Genomic DNA, 19,536 nt, shown 5'->3' with positions numbered 1-19,536 from the left:
GTTTGCCGCGGGGTGGAGCAGTCCGGTAGCTCGTCAGGCTCATAACCTGAAGGTCGTTGGTTCAAATCCAACCCCCGCAACCAAATCCCACACCACCACACCCGCCCCGTCGAAAGACAGGGCGGGTTTTTTCGTGCGCGCCGATGGCGGGAGAACAGGCCCCGAAGGGGCGCGGGTCCTTTGGAAACACCGCCCGGGGTGCGCTATCTCCGGTGGCATGAGCTTCCCCCATCACGGACGTTACCCCTACAGCGCGCTGCCGGACCGGCCGGTCTACGACTGGCCTGGGGGGAGGCGGCTCGCCGTCTACATCGCCCTCAACCTCGAGACCTTCGATTTCGGCGATGGCCTCGGGGCCGAGCTGGCGCCAGGGGGGCCGCAGCCGGACGTGCTGAACTACGCGTGGCGCGACTGGGGCAACCGGGTCGGCGCGTGGCGCCTGCGCGACCTGTTCGACGCGCTGCAGCTGCCCGCCAGCGTCCTTGTCAACAGCCGCCTCTACCGGGACTGCCCCGGCCTGATCGAGGCGTTCCGCGCCCGGGGCGACGAGATCGTCGGCCACGGGCGCAGCAACGCCGAGCGCCAGGGCACCCTCGACGAGGCCGCCGAGCGGGCGCTGATCGCCGAGGCGACGGAGGTGCTGACCCGGGAGGAGGGCCGGGCGCCGGAGGGCTGGCTCGGGCCCTGGATCTCGCAATCCCGGACCACCCCCGACCTCCTCGCGGAGGCGGGCTACCGCTACCTCCTCGACTGGTGCCACGACGACCAGCCGACCTGGTTCGCCACGCGCACGCGCCCGATCCTGGCGATCCCCTACCCGCAGGAGCTGAACGACATCCCGGCCATCGTGGCGCGCAAGGAGACCGGCCGGGACTTCGCCCAGGCCATCATCGACGGCTTCGACGAGATGCTGGCGCAATCGGCCGGCGCCCCCCTGGTGATGGGCATCGCCCTCCACCCCTACATCGTGGGCCAGCCCCACCGCCTGCGCCCCCTGCGCGCGGCCCTCGCCCACATCGCCGCGCACCGGGACCGGGTCTGGCTCACCACCGCGGGCGCCATCGCCTCCCACGCCGCCGCGATCCTCTGATCCCGGCCCCCACGGGGCGTCCGGGCGACGCCCCGGCGGGACGCCGACCGCCTCAGCCGCCGGAGCGACCAAGGGCGTAGAGGGCGATCGCCGCGGCGTTCGACACGTTCAGGCTGCGGATCGCCCCCGAGAACGGGATCTTGGCGAGGGTGTCGCAGCAGCTGCGGGTGCGCTCCCGCAGGCCCTTGCCCTCGGCGCCCAGCACGATGACCAGGGGCCGCGGGGGGACGAGGGTGTCGAGGGCGACCTCCGCGTCGGAATCGAGGCCGATCCGGGTGAAACCGCGCTCGCCCAGGGTGATCAGCGCCTCGGCCAGATTGCGCACGGTGATGAACGGCACGTGCTCCAGGCCGCCGGAGGCGGACTTGGCCAGGACCCCGGTGGCCCCGGGGGCGTGGCGCACCGTCGTGACGATGCCGGTGACGCCGAAGGCCGCCGCCGTGCGCACGATGGCGCCGACATTGTGCGGATCGGTGATCTGGTCGAGGGCGAGCAGCAGCGCGTCCTCCGGCATGGCGTCGAGGGCCGGGGCGGGGAGGGCGTCCGCCTCCAGATACAGCCCCTGATGCACCGCATCCGGCCCGAGGAGCCGCCCGATCTCCGGCGGCCGCACGATCTCCGGCACGATGCGCAGGGCCTCCCCGAAGGTCTCCGTGAGGCGCAGGGCGGCATTCTCGCTGGCCAGCAGCCGGCGCAGGCCCCGGCGCTCGTTGGCGAGGGCCTCGGCCACCGGGTGCCAGCCGTAGAGCACGACGGAATCCTCCGCCGCGGGACGGGGAGGGGGGCCGCCGGCATGGGCGGGGCGGCCGGGAAACCGGGGCCTGAAGGGCCGGCCGGGCTTGCGGGTGTCGGGGGGCGCCAAGGGGGGGACGGGCTCCTTCGAACCATGTCTCAACATACGAACCTTCGGTGAAGCGCCCGCCCCCGGTTTCGTCAAGTCGCGTCCGCATTCCCTCCGCCGAAGGGCCCCCCGATGTGGACAAGCGGGGGTTATTCCCTTCAAAACATGTTCATTCCTTCCGGCCGTTCCGTCCTTTAAAGCGGATGATCCTCGCCCGCATTAGGAAAGATATCAAACCAATGATATTCAGGAGTCAGTTCGGAAGGTTATATGCCGAGGGCCTTTCCCACGGTGCCACAAGGGGTTGAGGCCCATTCCGGTATCGGACTCTGCGCGGATGCGAATGCGACTCTGCGCAGGTCCGTATGGGAGTCTGCGCCGGGCCGGGCCGGGCCTGCATGGGATTCTGCGTGGCCGCGTATGCGATTCGGCGCGCCGCGACAGGGAAGAGTGTGAATAACGGGGAGAACGGGGCGTATCGAACTCTGCGTGCCCTCCCGGAGGGGCTCCCCCGGCGGTCCTGCATAGCCGCCGCCGGGGTGGGCCGGCGGGGCTCGGGCCCGTCCGGCGGGCGAGGCCGGCTGGCACGGCCGGGACCGTGGGCAGGAAGCCGGGCCGGGAAGCGGGGCGGGGATGCGTGGATTGCCGGGACAAGTCCCCCGGGCGGGCGCAGGGCGAGGGCGAATCGTGCCATGCCGGAGGATGGCGCGCCCCATCCGGGGCCGCCGGGAGCTGGGTGCGGGAGCCGATGGGGATCGAGGCCACGATCGCAGAGATCCGCGATCCCGACCTCCTGGCCGAACTGGAGGCGGCGCGGGGGGGCTTCCTGTTCGCGCAGATCGTCGCCCACCTGCACCACCGGCAGCGGGAGCGGAATGCGCAGGCGGCGGCCCTGGGGCAGGAGGAGGCCCGGCGGGCGGACCTGTCGCGGGACCAGCGGCGGCGGGATGCGGTGCGCCTCGTGATCGAGAACGAGCCCGCTCTGCCGGAGAACCTCCAGCACATCCATTCGGTGCTGGCCCTGTGCGGCCTGCCCTACCGGGACCCCGGCCCGGTGCGGGAATTCTCCCGCACCTACGGGCGCAACTCCCTCAACCTGATCGCCGGGCGGCTGAAGGACCCCACCACGGGCTCCTTCGAGCCCCAGGGCCTGCCCTACGGGCCGAAGGCGCGGCTGGTGCTCCTGCACCTCTGCACCGAGGCGGTGCGCCAGCGCAGCGCCGTGGTGCAGGTCGCCGACACCCTCTCCGGGTTCATGCGCGAGATGGGCTTCGCGGTGACGGGGGGCGAGCGCGGCACGATCCGGCAGTTCAAGGAACAGCTGAACCGGCTGGCCGCCTGCACCATGCAGATCGGCCTGTGGGACGGGCGCGACAGCGCCACCACCCTCAACGTGCCCCCGTTCCGCAGCCTGGAGCTGTGGCAGCCCCGGGCGGGGGAGGGGGAGGACGCCCAGGACATGGCGCGCACCGTCCGGTTCGACCAGGAATTCTACGAGACCCTGATCCGCCACGCCCTGCCCGTCGACATGCGGGCGGCGAAGGCGTTCTCCGGCTCGGCGCGCAAGCTCGACCTGCTGTTCTGGCTCGGCTACCGCCTCCGGGCCCTGCCCCGGCCCCTGCGGCTGACCTGGAACAACCTGCACCTGCAGTTCGGGGCGGAGAACGCCTCGATCCGCAGCTTCCGGCAGGCGTTCAAGGCCGACCTCGCCCACCTGCAGGAGGTCTTCCCGAAGCTCCCCGCGGCCCTCGACGACAACGGCCTCGTCCTCTCCCCGGCCGACGAGTCCGCGCTGCTGGTGCCGCCCCGGAAGGGAACGAAGAAGAGAACGGCCCACGGGCGCACGGAAGAGATGGAATAATCAGAGGGAAGACGATTTATTCCGTTGAACCGCCGGGCATACCGCGTTATTCCATCAAGGGAATTTAGGCGGTCGGAATGGAATGAGCCTGTCGGAACATGACGCGGAGGAACGGCTGGCCCAGCTGCGGCGGCAGCGCGAGGCCCTCGACCGGGAGATCGCCGACCTCGTCCTCTACCTCGAACTGGGCCGGCGCCTGAAGGCGGGGCCATCCCCGGCCCCGGCCCCGTCCCCGGCGGAGGAGAGGCCGGAGGCGGTGCCCGCCGCGGCACCCGTGGCGGCGTGGGGGATGCCGGCGGCCCCGGTGCCGGCCGCCGATCCGCCCGCCCGGCCGCGGCGCCAGGGGGCGCCCGAGCCCGTCGCCTTCGCGGAGGATCCCACCGGCGCCCGCCGGTACGGGCGCGCCCTGGTGGAGGCGGCTTGCGCGGTGCTCGCCGGGGCGGGCCGGCCGCTCCATGCCCGGGAGATCCACGACGCGCTGATCGGGCGTGGCTTCGCCATCCCGGGGCGGGACCCGGTGGCGGCGCTCAACACCCGTCTCTGGAAGCGCGCGGGCGAGGGCGGCCCCCTGCGCCGCCACGGCGAGGCGGTCTACGGCCTCGCGGAGGAGTAGGCCCCCGGGCCCTGCGGGGCGCCGCCCTGCACCCGCGACAGGGCCCGGCCCTTACGAAACCCCGTCAGTTGCTGGCGACGTCGGCCGAGTCGCCGGTGCCGCCGACCTTGCCGTCGCTGCCGAGGGAGTAGACCTCGTAAGGGGCGGTGCCCAGGCCGGGCGCGCGGTACAGGTAGGGGTGGCCCCACGGGTCGAGGAGGCCGCGGGCGTCGCGGACGTAGGGGCCGCGCCAGCCGGGGCCGGTGGGCTGCACCAGGGCCTGGAGGCCCTGCTCGGGGCTCGGGTAGCCGCCGAGGTCGAGGGAGTAGAGCTCCACCGCCTGGGCGATGTTCTTCACCTGGATGCGCGCCGTCTCGCCCTTGGCGCGGCCGAGATAGCCCAGCACCTGCGGCGTCACCATGGTCGCGATCATCCCGATGATCGCCAGGACGACCAGCAGCTCCACCAGGGAGAAGCCCGCCTCGCCCGCCCGCCCGTCGGGCACGGCGCCCCCGTTCCCGTCTTCGTCCATCGCCCGGCTCCGACAATACCTCTGCCTATAGGCATTCAGGATGACGGGGCTTTCTAAAGATTTCGCTGGCGCCTAACCCCTCGAGCGAAGGGTTTCGCGGGAAACGGCGGCTGGTTTTTCGCCTTTGTTAACGCGGTCCTGCGACAGAACGCGTGCATTTCCGAAGGGCGGGCCCGCGAGGGCGGCAGAGACGATGAGCGCTTCGCGCACGAGCATCCTTCTCCCCGTCGGCGCCGGCGCCGTCCTGGCCCTGGTCCTGGCCCTGGTGCTGGCCGCGGGGCCGGCCCTGGCCGAGCCCCTCACCCTCGCCCTCCCGGGCGCCCTGCCGCCGGTGCGGGTGCTGACCCTGCTCGTGGGGCTCCATCTGGTCGGGCTGTGCTTCGGCCTCGGCGGGGCCACGATGCTCGATTTCTGGATCCTGCGCTGGATGCGCTGGGGCGGCCTGCCGCCGGAGATCGCGCGGATCTTCCTGTTCGTCAGCAAGGTCTGCACGGTGGGCATCGTGCTGCTCTGGCTGTCGGGCCTCGGCTTCCTGGCCGTCTACGCCGCGGAATCCCCCGAGAAGTTCCAGAACCCGAAGCTGTGGGCGAAGATCACGGTGGTGGTGGTGCTCACCCTGAACGGGCTCGTCATCCACAGCGCGGTCCTGCCGGGCATCCTGCGCGACGTGGGCCGCCCGATGCTCGACGGCATCTCCGGGGCGCGCACGGGCATCTTCCTCGTCTCCGGCGCCGTCTCCGGGGTGTCCTGGTACACCGCCTTCGCCCTGGGGCTGATGCGCGAGCTGAACGGCACGGTGGCCTACGGGGTGCTGATCGGCCTGTGGCTCACCGGGGTCGCGGCGGCCTCCCTCGGCGCCTACACCCTCTGGCTCCACCTGCGCGAGTGGAGCGCCCTGCGCCGGGGGGCGCCCGGCCGGGGGCCCGCCGCGGCCGGTGTCGGGCGCGGGCGCGGCGGACGCATCCCGGCGAGCCAGTTCGTGCGGGTCGGTGCCGCCCCCGGGCCGGCCGTGGCCGCCCGGGGCTGAGGCGCATGGCGGGCGACTGCTTCGGGGCCGGCTGCCTCGCCCCGGCCGCCTGGTCCACCCTCCTGTCCGCTCTCCCGTCCGCGCCCTTGCCCACCCTCCTGCTCTTGCCGCTGACCGTGCCGGTGGCGGTGATCGACCTGCGGCGGCGGATCATCCCGGACGGGTTGAACCTCGCCCTGCTCGCGGCGGGGCTCGGCCTCGCCGCGTATCGCGCGCCCGATCCGCAGGCGGTGCTCCTGCGGATCGCGGAGGTGGCCGTGGCCTTCGGCCTGTTCTGGTCGGTGCGGGCGCTCCATGCCCGCCTGCGGGGTCGGATCGGCCTCGGCCTCGGGGACGTGAAGTTCCTGGCCGCGGCGACCGCCTGGACCGGCCTCGCCCAGGTGCCGCTGCTGATCCTGGTGGCGAGCCTCGCGGCCCTGGCGGGGGCCGGCCTCGCGGCCCTGGTGGGCCGGCGGATCGGCCGGGCGACGCGCCTGCCCTTCGGGCCGTTCCTCGCCCTCGGCCTCCACGTGGCGCTGCTCCTCCCGCCTCCGGCGTGAGGTGAGCGAATAGGGAGTAGCGAATAGCGAATAGGTGGGGGGTTGACGCACGCCCGCCGAACCGCATCATGCTATTCGCTATTCGCTATTCGCTATTCGCTATTCGCTATTCGCTATTCGCTATTCGCTATTCGCTATTCGCTATTCGCTATTCGCTATTCGCTATTCGCTATTCCCCCTACTGCGCCAGCTGCCCGACGCTCAGGATCGCGCCCATCACCGAGACGATGAGGCCGCCGATCAGCCCGCCGATGGCGACGGTGACGAGGGGGGTGAACAGGGCGAGCATCCCGTCGATGCGCTGGCGGGTCTGGGTCTCGTGCATGTCGGCGGCGTGGCCCAGCACGCTGCCGAGGCGGTTCACCTGCTCGCCGCTGGCGATGAGGTTGAGGGTCGAGGGGGCGTAGGGGCGCAGGCGCCCCAGGCCGGAGGCGAGGCTGCCGCCCTCGGTGAGGCGCTGCCCGGCCTCGTCCAGGGCGAGGCGGAACACCAGGTTGCCGGCCAGCGGCCTCGTGGCGGCCACCGCGTCCGGCACCGGCACCTGTGCCTGGAGCAGGGTCGCGAGCACCCGGCAGATCCGCCCGAGCTCGATCCCGACCACCACCTCCCGCACCAGGGGCAGGCGCAGGGCCAGGGCGGAGCGCGCGGCGGCGAAGCCCGGCCTCGGCCAGAGCCGCCCGAGCGCGAGGGCGGCGAGCCCCGTCCCGCCGAGGAGGACCGGCCACCACCCGGAGACGAAGGCGCCGAGGGCCCCGGCGGCGCGGATGGCGAAGGGGGGCGCCTGCCCGCTGCCCTCGAACATCGGCGCGAGCGCGGGCACCAGCACGCCGACGATCATCGCCACGGTGCCGATGGCCATCAGCACCAGCAGGCCGGGATAGATCAGCGCCGAGGTGAGGTGGCGGCGCACCGCGTCCCGGCGCTCCACGGAGGCGGTGAGGGAGGCGATCACGTCGGTGAGGGTGCCCGTGGCCTCCCCGGCCCGGACGATGTCCACCATGTCCGGCGGGAAGGCCTGGGGGTGGGCGGCCATGGCCCGCGACAGGGAGGCGCCGCCCACCACCCGCTCCAGCAGGTCGGCGAGGACCGGCTGCAGGGCCCGGGGGGCCTGCCGCTCGGTGAGGCGGAGGGCCCGGTCGACGGTGAGCCCGGCCCCGAGGAGGGTGCCGAATTCCCGCAGGAAGGCGACCCGGCCGGCATCGTTCACCCGGTCGCGGCGCAACAGGTCGCGCTTCCAGAAGGCGTCCGGCCCCGGGGCGGCGGGGGCGATGGCGAAGACCCGCAGGCCCTCGGCCTGGAGCTGCGCCACCGCCCGCTGGCGGGTCGGCGCCTCCACCTTCCCCGTGCGGGTGCGCCCGTCGGCGGAATAGGCCCTGTAGGCGAAGTGGCCCATCACGCGAGACCCTCGAGCACCCGGCCGACCTCGTCGAGGCTCGTCCGGCCCTCGAGGGCCAGGGCCCGCCCGCGCGCGGAGAGGGAGGTCATCCCGCCGGCCTGGGCCCGCCCGGCGATGGCCCGCTCCCCCGCCCGCTCGGCGATCATGCCTCGCAACTCCCCGTCGAGGAGCATCACCTCGGACACCACCATCCGGCCCCGGTAGCCGGTGCCGTTGCAGGCGGCGCAGCCGCAGGGCCGCCGGAGGGTGAAGGGGGGGCCGGGGGGCAGGCCGAGGGCGAGGCGGTCCCGGTCGGTGCCGGGGACGGTCTCGGCGCAGCCGTCGCACAGGCAGCGCACGAGGCGCTGGGCGACGACGCCGTTGAGGGTGGCGGCGAGGAGATAGGGCTCGACGCCCATGTCCATCAGCCGGGTCACCGCGGCGGCGGCCGAGTTGGTGTGCAGCGTCGAGACCACGAGGTGGCCGGTGAGCGAGGCCTGCACGGCGATCCGCGCGGTCTCGCCGTCGCGGATCTCGCCCACCATCACCACGTCCGGGTCCTGGCGCAGGATCGAGCGCAGGGCGGCGGCGAAGTCGAGGCCGATGGCGGGATGGGCCTGCACCTGGTTCACCCCCGCCATCCGGTACTCCACCGGGTCCTCGACGGTGACGACCTTGAGGTGGGGCCCGTTGAGGCGCTTCAGGGCCGCGTAGAGGGTGGTGGTCTTGCCCGAGCCGGTGGGGCCGGTGACGAGGACGAGGCCGTTCGGCCGGGAGGTCATCGCCTCGATCCGGGCGATGGCCGGGGCGTCGAAGCCCAGTCCCCCGAAATCGTCCACCCGGCGGGAGCCGTCGAGGACGCGCAGCACCACGCTCTCCCCGTGGGCGGTGGGCAGGGTCGAGACGCGGATGTCGACCTCCTGGCCCCGGTCGGGGGCCTTCATGCGCCCGTCCTGGGGCAGGCGCCGCTCGGCGATGTTGAGCCCGGCCTGGATCTTGATGCGGGTGGTGAGCGCCAGCTGCACCGACTTCGCCAGCCGCTCGGATTCGATGAGCACCCCGTCGACCCGGTAGCGCACCCGCATGTCGGCCTCCTCGGCCTCCAGGTGGACGTCCGAGGCCGACAGCTCGAAGGCCTTGCGCACGAGGCGGGCGGCCAGCCGCACGATCGGCGCCTGGCTCGCCACGTCCTGCAGCCGGGCGAGGTCGTCGTCCACCGGCCCGTCCTCGTCCGGGGCGGCGTCGCCGTAGACCGCCCGGTGCGCCCGCTCGAAATGGCCCGGCCCGATCAGGCGGCGCTCCACCCGCCGGTCGGCGAGGTGGGAGAGGGCCGTGGCGATCTCGGGATCGAACGGATCGACCACCGCCACGGTCAGGGTGTCCGGCCCGGCCGCCAGGGGCAGGACCCGGGCGCGGAGGCAGTAGTCGGCGCCGACCGCCTCCGGCAGGACCGGGGCGGCGGGCACCGCGTCGGGGTCGAGGATCGGCAGGCCCGTCGCCTCCGACAGGGCGGTGACGAGGGTGGCCTCGTGGATCAGGCCCATCTCCACCAGCAGCACCGGCAGGGCGCGCCGGCCGGGCAGGTCGAGGGCGGAGAGCGCCCGCGCGTGACCCGCCGCGTCCAGGGCCTCCCGCTCCGCCAGGAAGGCGATGAAGTTGGATGCCGCGTCGCGGGGGTCGCGCCGGCCGCCCCGCCGGTCGGGCTGGGAGCGCAGCGGGCGGCTCTTGGCGGCCCAGATGTTCAGCATCGCCCGGTCGTCCCGTGAGGAGATGCGGCGCGACAGGGGTGGTCGTGCCGGTCGTTCCGCCTGCATTCGCCTGTTTCGCGATCGAATGCTGTCGATACAACCTTAAGCGGTTAGCAATACCGGAGGCTTAACGAAGGCCCATGCGATCTTCCGGAGCTCGAGCGTGAACGCCCCCTCCGCCGTCCCGTCCGGGCTCCGCCTCCTGCTCGCCGGAGCCCGGAGCCCGCGGCTGCGGCAAGCCCTCGACGCGGCGGTCCACCTGTCGGGCTTCTCGGAGCCCCGGGCCGACCGGCTGCCCACCGCCCTGACGGTGCATCTCGGGGCGCCGGGGGCGGTGACGGTGACCGACCGCCGCGAGGGGGAGGTGCGGACCTACCGGTTCGCGGGCGAGGCGGACGACCTCGCCGAGCGCATCGCCGCCGTCGCCGGGGGGCGGGGCGGGGTGCGGGCCAAGGTGCTCCTCGACCCCGGCGCCTGCTTCATCCGCGCCCTCGACCTGCCGAGCGCGGCGCTGCCGCGGATGCGCGCCCTCCTCGCCGAGGAGCTGGAGGCGGCCACGCCCTTCCGGGCGGGGGCGGTCTACAGCGACTGGTTCGTGGAGGGCGAGGACGTCGCCGGCCGGACCCTGCGGGTGCGGCACGTGGTGATCAAGAAGGCGCGGCTCGATCCGCTGCTGGATGCCCTGGCCCGGGCCGGGCTGCCGGTGGGGCCGGTGGCGGTGGGCCGGGCCGAGGACCAGACCATGCCCGTCGATCTCCTGAGCCACGGGCACCGGGCGCTGCCGGCCCTGCTCGGGGGCGCCCGGGCGGGGGATCTCGGCCTGTGGCTCGGCGCGGGCCTCCTGCTCGCCCTGGCGTTCGCGGGCTGGCGGGCGCATCAGGACGCGACCCTGGCGGCCCTGGACGGGGCCTTCGCCGCCGCCCGGCACGCGGTCGTGCCGGTGCCGCCCCCGGTCCAGGCGGGCCTCGCGGTGATCGAGGCGGGCCGCGCCCCGCCCCTGGCCCGGTCCTGGGACGCCCTGGCCGCCGCCCTGCCGGACGGCGCCTCGGCGACGTCGCTGCACCTCGACGCGACGGGCGCGCTCCTCACCCTCACCGCGGGGGACGAGGCCGAGGCCCTGGCCGGCCTCGCCCGGGTGCCGGGCTTCGGGCCGCCGAGCCTGCGCGGCTCGCTGGCCGAGGCCCCGGGCCTCACGCGCCTCGTCGTCTTCCTGCCGCGGGCCGACCGGGGGGGCGTGCGGTGACGCGCCTCGCGGACCTCGCCCTGCGGCCCCTGCTGGTCCGCCTCGCCGGGGCCGGGGCGCTCCTCGCCCTGATGGCGGGGGCGGTCTTGTCCTCCCTCGACGCCTCCGGGGCGATCGAGGCCGCCCGCGAACGCCTGGACCGGGCGCAGGCGCGGGCGGCCCAGGCTCCCGTCGCCCCGCCCCTCGTGGCGGCGGACGGGGACGCGCTGCTCGCCGCCTTCCGCGGGCGCCTGGACACCCTGGCGGCGGACCGGGCGGTGATCGTCGATGCGGCCACCCTCGAGGCCGACCCCGCCCGGCCGGGCGTGCCGCGCCTGCGCGGGACCCTGCGGGGCACCGCCGAGGGCCTGCACGGGCTGGCCTACGCCCTGGAGACCGGCACGCCCCCCGTGGCGGTGGAGGAGGCCGATCTCGGCATCGAGCGACCGGCCGATTCCGAGATCGGCCGCCCGCTGCTCATGCGCATGGTGGTGACGGCCCGCGGGGTGGTCGTGCCGCCCGCCCCCGCCCCCCGGAGGACGCCGTGAGAGCCCTGCCTCGCATCCCGGCCGCGGGCGGCTGGGGGGCGCGCTGCGCCTTCGCCGTTGCGGCCCTGGCGGCCTGCGGTGCCTACGCCCTGCCGGCGGAGGAGGTCCCCGCCGTGACCCGCGCCGCGATCCTGCCGGCCGCCCCGGCCGACGGCTCGGCCCTGCGCCGGCCCCTGTTCGACCCCGGGCGGCGGTTCTGGACGGCCCAGGGCAGCCGCGACCTGATCCTGCGGCCCGACCCCACGGCCCCCGTGCTGAGGCTCCTCGGCCTCCGCCTGGACGGCGCGCAGGCCCGGGCCTTCATCGACGACGGCAGCGGCGACCAGACCTGGCTTGCCCAGGGCGAGGGGCGGGGCGACTGGCGCGTCGCCGCCATCGGCGCGGACCGGGTGACGGTCACCCAGCGGGGGCAGCGCTTCGACGCGGAGTTCCTCGGCCCGCCCACCACCCTGCGCCCGGCCCCCTTCGAGGACGGGCCGCCGCCCCTGCGGCGCTAGGGCATCGATCCAGACGAAGGCGTCAGCCGTGTCTGGAAAAAATTGATGCAAAAACAAGAAGCCAGGGCAGAGACGCATGAACGGAGTGAGTGCGTCACTGCACTAGGGCCCTCTCCGGTACCACCCCCACCCCTGCCCCTCCCCACCAGGGGGAGGGGACCCGCGCGGAGCCGCGGGACCACCTGATCCAGGGTGTGCGGAAGGCGCTCTCACTCGCCGCGCGGCGAACACGCCGTTCGAGGCCGCCGGAAACCCGGCCGGAGAGGTCGCCGAAGGGACATGCGATCGGGCAGGTCGCGACGTCCGGGGCCGATCTCCGCCGGCGGGGCGATGAGGGCTTCGCCGGCCTCCCCTCCCGGCGCGAGTCCTTTTTCTGTAATCCATGGATCACAGAAAATGGTCCAATCCCTTGTCTTTCCCGCATTTACTTGCGCCGAACCGGCATCCACTTCGGCGGACACTGCGTCTAGTCCATCATCCGCCGCAGCACGCCCTCGGTGCCGGGCAGCGGCATCGCCATGGGCGGGGGGGCGGGGACCGGGCGGACCGGCATCATCGCCCGGAACTGCTGGCGGAAGTCGTCGGAGATCTTGTCCGCCTCGGCCGTGCCGCGGATCACCTTCGGGCGGATGAACACGATCAGCTCCGTCCGCACCCGGATGTCGGCGCGGTTGCGGAAGGCCATGCCGATGATCGGCAGGTCGCCCAGGATCGGCAGGCTCTCGTTGGAGAGCTGCGACTTCTCCTGCACCAAGCCCCCCAGCGCCAGGGTGTGCCCGTCGTTCACCGCCACGCTCGTCGCCACCCGCCGCTGGCGGATCGTCGGCGAGTTGATGGTCGAGGTGGTGGTCGGCACCACGTCGCTGACCTCCTGGTTGATGTCGAGGACCACGAGGCCGTTCTTGTTCACCCGCGGCGTCACCGACAGGATGACGCCGGTGTCCTTCAGCTCGATCTGGTTGAGGATCGGCGCCCCGGCGGCCAGCGCGCTCTGGCCGCTCTGCTTCACGATCGGCACCTGATCGCCGATCTGCAGCTTGGCCGTGCGGTTGTCGAGGACGGTGATGTTGGGCGAGGACAGGACGTGGACCCGGGTGATGCCCTGGAGGGCGTTCAGCACCACGTTGAAGTTCGTGGCGCTCATCAGGTAGTTGAAGCCCGGCACGCCCCGGGTCGCGGCGCTGACCAGGGCCGCCGTCCCGCTGACGGCGGTGCCGGTGCCGGTGACGGGCACCGCCGAGCCGGCGATGCCCCCGGTGGCGCTGGAGGCGAGGTTCAGCCGGTCGCCCCGGTTCTGCAGGAACCACTGCACGCCGAACTGGAGCTCGTCGTTCAGCGTCACCTCGGCGATGACGGTCTCGAGGAGCACCTGCGTCGGCATCGCGTCGAGGCGGCCGAGGATGCGCAGGATCTTGTCGTACTGGTTGCGGGTGGCCGAGACCACGAGGCTGTTGTTGGTCTCGTCGGCCACGATGCCGATGATGTCCCGGCGCTGCGCCCCCACGGCCATGCCGTAGGCGCCCGTCTCGCCCCCGTAGGCGCCGGAGCCGCCCTGCAGCCCGCCGCCGCCCGCCCCGAAGGCCGCGCCGCCGCCGTAGCCGCCCGGCGCCGGCCCGCCGGACTGGCCGAAGCCCGGGGCCCCGCCGAGGGGGGCCGTGGCCGCGAGGCTGCCCGCGCCTCCAAGTCCCGCGCCCCCAAGTCCCGCGCTTCCAAGTCCCGTCGCCCCAGGACCCGTCGCCCCGAGCCCCGATTGGCCGCCCGCGCCGAATCCCCCCGCCGGGTCGCCCCCGAAGCCGGAGGCGCCGAGGCCCGCGCCCCCGCCGAAGCCCCCCCCGCCGAAGCTCCCCCCGTCGGGGCCGAAGCCGGCCCCGGCCCCCGCGCCGAGCCCCGCACCGAAGCCGGCCCCGGAGGAGACGTTCACGCTGGTGCCGGTCTCGGCGGCGACGACGCCCTGGAGGACAGCGGCGAGTTCCTTGGCCGAGCGGTTCTGGATCCGGTAGACGAAGAGCTGCCGCTCCCGGTCGCCCGCGAGGGTCTCCAGCTCCGACAGCCAGACCCGCGCCCGGTCGAGGTAGACCGCCCGGGAGCTGACCACGAGCACCGCGCTCAGGGCCTCGTTCGGCACGAAGCGGATGACGTCGCCGGTCCCGGCCGTCTCGCCGCCGAAGATCTGCGTGAGGTCGCGGGCGATGGCCCGGGGATTCGAGGAGCGCACCGGCAGCATCGCCGTCGACATGCCGCGCATCCAGTCGACGTCGAACACCTCGATGGTCTGGCGCAGGGTGCGGATCTGGCCGGCATCGCCGTTGAGGATGAGCACGTTGCGCGCCCGGTCGGCCCGCAGCAGCACCTCGCGGGGGGCGACCGAGGCCAGGATCGCCTGCATCTCCGCCGCCGAGATCCAGCGCAGGGGCACCACGACGGCGCCGGCCTCGGCGCCGGTCCCGCGGACCGGCTGGAGGCTGTTGCCCCCCGCCGTCACGATCTGCGCCATCCGGCCCCGGCGGCGCAGGGCGAGGCCGCGGCTGGAGAGGGCCCCCTCGAACATCGACAGCAGGGCCGCCCGGGTCACCGGCCCGCCCGTCTGGAGGGTGACCGGGCCGCCGGCCTCCGCGTCCAGGGTGTAGCCCCAGCCCATCGTGTCGGCGAGCACCGCCTTGGCGGCGACGGGGAGCGGGACCTCGACGAGGTTGAGGCTCACCATCCCGGCGGGGAGGGGCTCCTGCACCCCACTCTCGCTGCCGACCAAACGGTCGGTGCCCCGGGCGACCACGCCGGAGGCCCCGCGCAGCCCGCCGCCCGTGCCGTCCGGCACATCCGAGAGGGGTTCGGCAGCCCAGGCTGCGGTGGCCGCGGCGCACAGGATTGCCGCGCCCACGAACTTTGCGCGACCCTTCATACGACTGGAGGCTCCCGTTCCGGCAGCTGTGCCGTGGGAACCGGGATAGGCGAATGTGGTTAATAAACCCTTTATTTGCAATCTATAGCTGTTTACTTGCGCTCAAACTACACGCCTGAATACAGTGAAAGAGCAACCTGAAGTCGAGCATGACAGAAATGACCGGGTATTTGCATTCGCGTCCCCGCCCGGTCCTATAGGCCACCACCGGTTCGGTTCCGGGGCCTGCCCCGCGGGAAGACGGGGCGGACGTGGCAGGGGGGCTGGGGATGAGGGAGGGGTAGGGGAAGCCCCCCGCGCCTAGCGCTCCTTCCAGGCCTTGGCGACCTGATCGGTGAGGGGCTTCGTCAGGTAGGAGAGGACGGAGCGCTCGCCGATCTGCATGTAGGCCTCCACCGGCATGCCGGGGACGAGGCGCAGGGCGCCCATCGCCTCCTTGGCCCCGGCGTCGAGGCGCACCCGGGCGGTGTAGTAGGACATCCCGGTCTTGGGATCCTGGCTGACGTCGGCGGAGACCCGCACCACCTCGCCCTCCACCTCCGGCGTGGTGCGCAGGTTGAAGGCGGGGAAGCGCAGCATCGCGCTCTGGCCCAGGCGGACGTTGTCGATGTCCTGGGGCTGCACCCGCACCTCGACGAGGAGCTGGTCGGCCTGGGGGACGATCAGCATGGCCGGCTCGTTGGGGGTGACGAGGCCGCCCACCGTGTGGACGGTGAGCTGGTGGACGATGCCGTCCTGGGGGGCGCGCAGGTCGATGCGCATCAGCTGGTCCTGGGCCGCCACGCGCTTCTCCACGAGCTCCGACCACTTGCCGCGGATCTCGGCGAGGTCCTTGCCGACCTCGGTGCGCATCTCCCGGTCGATCTGGATGATCTGCAGCTCGGTCTCGGCGATCTTGCCCCGGGAGGAGGCGGTGGACGCCACGAGCTGCCCGCGCTCGCCCTCGAGCCGGGCCGCGTCGCGCTGCAGCACCGTCACCCGCGAGAGGGGGACGAGGTTCTTGGCATAGAGGTCGCGCACGCCGACGAGCTCCTGCTGGATCAGGGCGATCTCGCGGTTCTTGGCCCCGGTCTGCTCGCCGAGCCCCTGGATCTCCTGGCGCAGCTGGGCGATGCGCTCGGTGAGCTGCGCCTTCTGGCCCTCCCGGGCCGAGACCCGGGACTGGAACAGGCGCGCCTCGCTCTTCATCAGGTGGGCGACGGACGGGACCGTGCCGGCCCGGGCCACGAGGTCGGCGGGGAAGGCGACGGAGGCGGCCCCGTCGCGCTCGGCCTCGTCGCGGGCGCGGCGGGCGGCGAGTTCGTCGAGGGCGTTCAGCACGATCTCGAGGTTGGTGCGGATCTGGGTGCCGTCGAGGCGCACGAGCACGTCGCCGGCCTGGACCCGGCTGCCCTCCTGCACGCGGATCTCGCCGACCACGCCCCCGGTGGGGTGCTGGACCTTCTTGACGTCCGATTCGACCACGAGCTGACCGGGGGCGATCACCGCCGCCGAGACCTGGGTGAGGGCGGCCCAGCCGCCGACGCCCGGCACCAGCACGAGGCCGAGGCCCAGCGCCGCGGCGAGGTGGCGGCGGATCGAGGGGAGGGCGACGGGCGAGGGCGCCGCCAGGGGCACGCCGAGGGAGCCGATGGCGGACAAGGCGGCTTCTGTCATCACGCGCTCTCACGCAGGTTCGCGACGGCCGGGGCCTGGCCGGGGACGGGCACCTGCGCGGGGCGCAGGACATGCTTCAGCACCTCGTCCTTGGGCCCGAAGGCCTGGACCCGGCCCTCCGCCAGCACCAGCACCCGGTCGAGGGCGGCCAGGGCGCTCGGCCGGTGGGCGATCACCACGCAGATGCCGCCCCGGCGGCGCACCCCGAGGATCGCCTCGGTGAGGGCGGCCTCGCCCTCGGCGTCGAGGTTGGAGTTGGGCTCGTCGAGGACCACGAGGAACGGGTCGCGGTACAGGGCGCGGGCGAGCCCGATGCGCTGGCGCTGGCCGGCGGAGAGGCCGGCGCCGTTCTCGCCGATCGCCGTGTCGTAGCCCTCGGGCAGGCGCAGGATCAGCTCGTGGACGCAGGCCGCCTTCGCCGCGGCCAGGACGCGTTCGGGCTGTGCCCCGGCCTCGAACCGGGCGATGTTCTCGGCCACCGTGCCGGGGAACAGCTCGACCTCCTGCGGCAGGAAGCCGAGATGGGCCCCCAGCGCCTCGCTCGACCATTGGTCGAGGGCCGCGCCGTCGAGGCGGACCTGCCCGTGAACGGGCGTCCAGATGCCCACCAGCGCCCGGGCGAGGGAGGACTTGCCCGAGGCGCTCGGCCCGATCACCCCCAGGCCCTGGCCGGCGGAGAGGGCGAAGGTCGCGTCCTGCACCACGATCCGCCGGGGGCCGGGCGGGGAGACGGCGAGGGCCTCCACCGTGAGCTGCCGGGTGGGGGCGGGCAGGGCGTGCGGCCGGGGGGCCTCGGGCAGGCGGGCGAACAGGTCGGACAGGCGGCGCCAGCTCTGCCGGGCGGCGGCGAAGCTCTTCCAGTGGGCGATGGCGAGCTCGGCCGGGGCGAGGGCGCGGGAGACGAGGATCGAGGAGGCGATGATGATGCCGCCCGTGGCCTCGTTGTGGATCACCAGCCACGCGCCGAGGGCCAGCACCCCCGATTGCAGGGCGGTGCGGAACACCTTGGACAGGGCGCCGAACCCGCCCACCGCATCGGACGCCCGCTGCTGGGCGAGGCCGTACTCGCGGTTGACGAGGGCCCAGCGCAGGCCGAGGCGCCCCTGCATCCCGAGGGCGGCGAGCGCCTCCGCGTTGCGGCGGGAGACCTCGGCGAGGGCGTGGCGCTTCTGGGCATGCACGGCCGACTGGATCGTCGGGCGGCGCGTCGCCCGGTCGTTGAGGAGCGTGACCGCCACCAGCACGAGCATGCCGAAGATCGCCGCCACGCCGATCAGCGGATGGAACAGGAAGCAGATGGCGAGGTAGACCGGCATCCACGGCAGGTCGAACAGGGCGGGCGGGCCGCCGCCCGCGAGGAAGGCGCGCAACTGGTCGAGGTCGCGCAGGGGCATCCCCCCGTCGCCGCCGAGGCCGCCCCGGAGGGGGGCGCGGACGGTGACGTCGAACACGCGCCCGCTCAGGGATTCGTCCAGCGCCATGCCGATGCGCACCAGCACCCGGGCGCGGATCGCCTCCAGCAGGCCCTGGATGGCGTAGAGCATGAGGGCCAGCACGCACAGGCCGACGAGGGTCGGCACCGACCGGCTCGGGATCACCCGGTCGTAGACCTCCAGCATGAAGAACGAGCCGGTGAGGTAGAGCACGTTCACCAGCGCGCTCATGCACGCCACGCCGATGAACGCCAGGCGGCAGCGCTCGAGCGCCGAGGCCAGCGTGGAAGGGCTGCCTGTCATCGGGATCGCGACTCGCTGAGCGTGGCGGCGTGGATCGAATGCTCGGACGATTACTTGGAGGTCCGGTCCATCGACCCGGTCCTCCCCGTATCGGGACCATGCTCGGGGGTGATTAACAATGTCTGCGTCGCCGCCATGGCCGCCCCGCGACTCAATTGCGGCACCTTGGCGGGAGGCGTGGCGCCGCCGGACCGGCGGGACGGGCCGTCTACGTAGAATGCCACGCGCCCCCGGCCCCGACCGTCAGGGGGGCAGAATTATTTCCATGGCGGTTTTCGAGGCAGCGGCCGAGGGGGGCCGGCGGGGCCGGAACGGCGCCGGATTATTGCAATGCACCAAGGGCGTTGCGCGGGCCGGACGCTGCGCGCCGACGGGCCTAACCCCTTGAAGAATTTAGTCCTTGAAATCGAACCCCCCAAAAGGGTTCCATACTCAGAATCGAAAAAATTAGGCAAAGTGCCCGATCATCGAACTTGAGTTGTGCAACGCAATCTGCCATTCAAAATTTAATATCTCGTGAAAACTTGACGTCCTTGGCTGTGCCAGAGAGGGAAGCAGAATGCTGCATCACAACCTGCCCCTTGCCGTGCTGCGCTCCAAGGCGCCGTCCACGGTCGCACGGACGAAGGGCCGGTTTGGTCTGGGCCAGATCGTCGACAGGGCGCTCAAGCGCGCCTTCGACCTGAGCGTCGCGGTGACGTGCCTGCTCCTCCTGGCGCCCCTCTTCCTGCTGGTCGCGCTGACCATCTGGGCGGTGGACGGGGGCTCGCCCTTCTACAGTCATCGCCGCCTCGGCCGGCATGAGACGTTCTTCGGGTGCTTGAAGTTCCGCTCCATGCGGATCGACGGCGACGCGATCCTCAAGCGCCACCTCGCCGAGAACCCGGCCGCCCTGGCGGAATGGAACCGGACGCACAAGCTGAAGGACGACCCGCGGATCACCGCCATCGGGCACCTGCTGCGGAAGTCGAGCCTCGACGAGCTGCCGCAGCTGATCAACGTCGCAAGGGGCGAGATGAGCCTCGTCGGCCCCCGGCCGATCGTGCAGGCCGAGGTCGAGAAGTACGGCGAGGCGGCCTCCGCCTACTTCGCCGTGCGGCCGGGCCTGACCGGGGCATGGCAGGTGAGCGGACGCTCCGACACCAGCTATGCCGAACGCGTCCGGCTGGACCGCCAATACGTCGAGTCGCGCAGCTTTGCCGGCGATATGGTCATCATTCTTCGCACGGTCCCGGCGGTCTTCTTGGTCAAGGGTTCGTACTGATCTCCAGATTAACGCTCTTTTAATTTATCCTATCGCGCGATTGTGTAGTATCTCCGTCCCGCTATATGTTTGATCCACGAGGTCACGGCGGGCGCCAAGCCGCAAGCCG

General features: G+C 73.1%; 16 protein-coding genes and 1 tRNA gene. 10 read left to right on the top strand and 7 right to left on the bottom strand.

Features of this window, described 5'->3' with window-relative positions:
• Positions 1-6: 6 nt before the first annotated feature.
• Both MKK53_RS08930 and MKK53_RS08925 read left to right on the top strand, forming a co-directional pair.
• Positions 7-83, top strand: a tRNA-Met gene (locus MKK53_RS08930).
• A 134-nt stretch (positions 84-217) separates the two neighbouring features.
• Positions 218-1,090 carry a polysaccharide deacetylase family protein gene (locus MKK53_RS08925; protein ID WP_243928343.1) on the top strand — a complete coding sequence of 291 codons (873 nt, stop codon included), beginning with the start codon at positions 218-220 and terminating at the stop codon, positions 1,088-1,090.
• 52 nt (positions 1,091-1,142) lie between these two features.
• Here the strand turns inward: MKK53_RS08925 and MKK53_RS08920 are convergent, their stop codons facing one another.
• Complete coding sequence (locus tag MKK53_RS08920) at positions 1,143-1,952, bottom strand: TrmH family RNA methyltransferase (protein WP_243928342.1); 810 nt, start codon at positions 1,950-1,952, stop codon at positions 1,143-1,145.
• 727 nt (positions 1,953-2,679) lie between these two features.
• Here MKK53_RS08920 and MKK53_RS08915 point away from each other — a divergent pair.
• Positions 2,680-3,792 (top strand): replication protein RepA, encoded by a 1,113-nt coding sequence (locus MKK53_RS08915; protein WP_243928344.1) that lies wholly within the window; start codon positions 2,680-2,682, stop codon positions 3,790-3,792.
• An 82-nt stretch (positions 3,793-3,874) separates the two neighbouring features.
• A complete protein-coding gene (locus MKK53_RS08910; RefSeq protein ID WP_243928341.1) occupies positions 3,875-4,405 on the top strand; it encodes a winged helix-turn-helix domain-containing protein in 531 nt (176 codons plus the stop codon).
• Positions 4,406-4,469: 64 nt separating this feature from the next.
• On the opposite strand, the gene gspG is transcribed toward MKK53_RS08910, so the two are convergent.
• Complete coding sequence (gene gspG / locus MKK53_RS08905; RefSeq protein WP_243928340.1) at positions 4,470-4,916, bottom strand: type II secretion system major pseudopilin GspG; 447 nt, start codon at positions 4,914-4,916, stop codon at positions 4,470-4,472.
• A 193-nt stretch (positions 4,917-5,109) separates the two neighbouring features.
• On the opposite strand from gspG, the gene MKK53_RS08900 reads away from it, so the two are divergent.
• Together MKK53_RS08900 and MKK53_RS08895 are read left to right on the top strand one after the other, a co-directional pair.
• Positions 5,110-5,943: a hypothetical protein gene (locus MKK53_RS08900; protein ID WP_243928339.1), complete on the top strand. Its 834-nt coding sequence runs from the start codon at positions 5,110-5,112 to the stop codon at positions 5,941-5,943.
• Between the two features lie 5 nt (positions 5,944-5,948).
• Positions 5,949-6,482 (top strand): prepilin peptidase, encoded by a 534-nt coding sequence (locus MKK53_RS08895; protein ID WP_243928338.1) that lies wholly within the window; start codon positions 5,949-5,951, stop codon positions 6,480-6,482.
• Positions 6,483-6,660: 178 nt separating this feature from the next.
• Here MKK53_RS08895 and MKK53_RS08890 read toward each other — a convergent pair whose 3' ends face one another.
• Together MKK53_RS08890 and MKK53_RS08885 are read right to left on the bottom strand one after the other, a co-directional pair.
• On the bottom strand, positions 6,661-7,875 hold the full coding sequence (locus MKK53_RS08890) for a type II secretion system F family protein (protein WP_243928337.1): 1,215 nt from the start codon (positions 7,873-7,875) through the stop codon (positions 6,661-6,663).
• The gene (locus MKK53_RS08885) at positions 7,875-9,605 is read right to left on the bottom strand and encodes a GspE/PulE family protein (protein WP_243928336.1); all 1,731 of its coding nucleotides are present in this window, start codon (positions 9,603-9,605) and stop codon (positions 7,875-7,877) included. Before MKK53_RS08885 ends, MKK53_RS08890 begins: the two co-directional genes overlap by 1 nt.
• Positions 9,606-9,768: 163 nt before the next feature.
• On the opposite strand from MKK53_RS08885, the gene MKK53_RS08880 reads away from it, so the two are divergent.
• Genes MKK53_RS08880 through MKK53_RS08870 form a run of 3 tightly spaced genes read left to right on the top strand, consistent with a single transcriptional unit; the run spans position 9,769 to position 11,872 of the window.
• Positions 9,769-10,848 carry a hypothetical protein gene (locus tag MKK53_RS08880; RefSeq protein ID WP_243928335.1) on the top strand — a complete coding sequence of 360 codons (1,080 nt, stop codon included), beginning with the start codon at positions 9,769-9,771 and terminating at the stop codon, positions 10,846-10,848.
• On the top strand, positions 10,845-11,375 hold the full coding sequence (locus MKK53_RS08875; protein ID WP_243928334.1) for a hypothetical protein: 531 nt from the start codon (positions 10,845-10,847) through the stop codon (positions 11,373-11,375). The genes MKK53_RS08880 and MKK53_RS08875 overlap by 4 nt, the downstream gene beginning before the upstream one ends.
• A complete protein-coding gene (locus MKK53_RS08870) occupies positions 11,372-11,872 on the top strand; it encodes a hypothetical protein (RefSeq protein ID WP_243928333.1) in 501 nt (166 codons plus the stop codon). Before MKK53_RS08875 ends, MKK53_RS08870 begins: the two co-directional genes overlap by 4 nt.
• Before the next feature lie 466 nt (positions 11,873-12,338).
• Here the strand turns inward: MKK53_RS08870 and gspD are convergent, their stop codons facing one another.
• The 3 genes from gspD to MKK53_RS08855 form a co-directional block, all read right to left on the bottom strand.
• Entirely contained in the window at positions 12,339-14,771 is a 2,433-nt protein-coding gene (gene gspD, locus MKK53_RS08865; RefSeq protein ID WP_243928332.1) for a type II secretion system secretin GspD, read from the bottom strand.
• Between the two features lie 300 nt (positions 14,772-15,071).
• Positions 15,072-16,427, bottom strand: a complete 1,356-nt coding sequence (locus tag MKK53_RS08860; protein WP_243928331.1) for an HlyD family type I secretion periplasmic adaptor subunit — start codon at positions 16,425-16,427, stop codon at positions 15,072-15,074.
• Positions 16,427-18,163: a type I secretion system permease/ATPase gene (locus MKK53_RS08855; RefSeq protein ID WP_243928330.1), complete on the bottom strand. Its 1,737-nt coding sequence runs from the start codon at positions 18,161-18,163 to the stop codon at positions 16,427-16,429. The genes MKK53_RS08860 and MKK53_RS08855 overlap by 1 nt, the downstream gene beginning before the upstream one ends.
• A 559-nt stretch (positions 18,164-18,722) precedes the next feature.
• On the opposite strand from MKK53_RS08855, the gene MKK53_RS08850 reads away from it, so the two are divergent.
• Complete coding sequence (locus MKK53_RS08850) at positions 18,723-19,427, top strand: sugar transferase (protein ID WP_243928329.1); 705 nt, start codon at positions 18,723-18,725, stop codon at positions 19,425-19,427.
• Positions 19,428-19,536 lie beyond the last annotated feature (109 nt).

It is taken from the genome of Methylobacterium sp. J-076 (genome assembly GCF_022829405.1).
In the GTDB taxonomy this organism is placed as follows: domain Bacteria; phylum Pseudomonadota; class Alphaproteobacteria; order Rhizobiales; family Beijerinckiaceae; genus Methylobacterium.
Note: the sequence above shows the minus strand (reverse complement) of the source record. Positions and strands in the feature narration are given on the sequence as shown.

What these genes read in the sequence shown, in the direction of transcription:
- MKK53_RS08910 (WP_243928341.1), top strand. Translation starts at nt 3,875, where the DNA reads ATGAGCCTGTCGGAACATGACGCGGAGGAACGGCTGGCCCAGCTGCGG.
- MKK53_RS08925 (WP_243928343.1), top strand. Translation starts at nt 218, where the DNA reads ATGAGCTTCCCCCATCACGGACGTTACCCCTACAGCGCGCTGCCGGAC.
- MKK53_RS08855 (WP_243928330.1), bottom strand. Translation starts at nt 18,163, where the DNA reads ATGACAGGCAGCCCTTCCACGCTGGCCTCGGCGCTCGAGCGCTGCCGC.
- MKK53_RS08900 (WP_243928339.1), top strand. Translation starts at nt 5,110, where the DNA reads ATGAGCGCTTCGCGCACGAGCATCCTTCTCCCCGTCGGCGCCGGCGCC.
- MKK53_RS08890 (WP_243928337.1), bottom strand. Translation starts at nt 7,875, where the DNA reads ATGGGCCACTTCGCCTACAGGGCCTATTCCGCCGACGGGCGCACCCGC.
- MKK53_RS08885 (WP_243928336.1), bottom strand. Translation starts at nt 9,605, where the DNA reads ATGCTGAACATCTGGGCCGCCAAGAGCCGCCCGCTGCGCTCCCAGCCC.
- MKK53_RS08895 (WP_243928338.1), top strand. Translation starts at nt 5,949, where the DNA reads ATGGCGGGCGACTGCTTCGGGGCCGGCTGCCTCGCCCCGGCCGCCTGG.
- MKK53_RS08915 (WP_243928344.1), top strand. Translation starts at nt 2,680, where the DNA reads ATGGGGATCGAGGCCACGATCGCAGAGATCCGCGATCCCGACCTCCTG.
- gspD (WP_243928332.1), bottom strand. Translation starts at nt 14,771, where the DNA reads ATGAAGGGTCGCGCAAAGTTCGTGGGCGCGGCAATCCTGTGCGCCGCG.
- MKK53_RS08860 (WP_243928331.1), bottom strand. Translation starts at nt 16,427, where the DNA reads ATGACAGAAGCCGCCTTGTCCGCCATCGGCTCCCTCGGCGTGCCCCTG.
- gspG (WP_243928340.1), bottom strand. Translation starts at nt 4,916, where the DNA reads ATGGACGAAGACGGGAACGGGGGCGCCGTGCCCGACGGGCGGGCGGGC.
- MKK53_RS08850 (WP_243928329.1), top strand. Translation starts at nt 18,723, where the DNA reads ATGCTGCATCACAACCTGCCCCTTGCCGTGCTGCGCTCCAAGGCGCCG.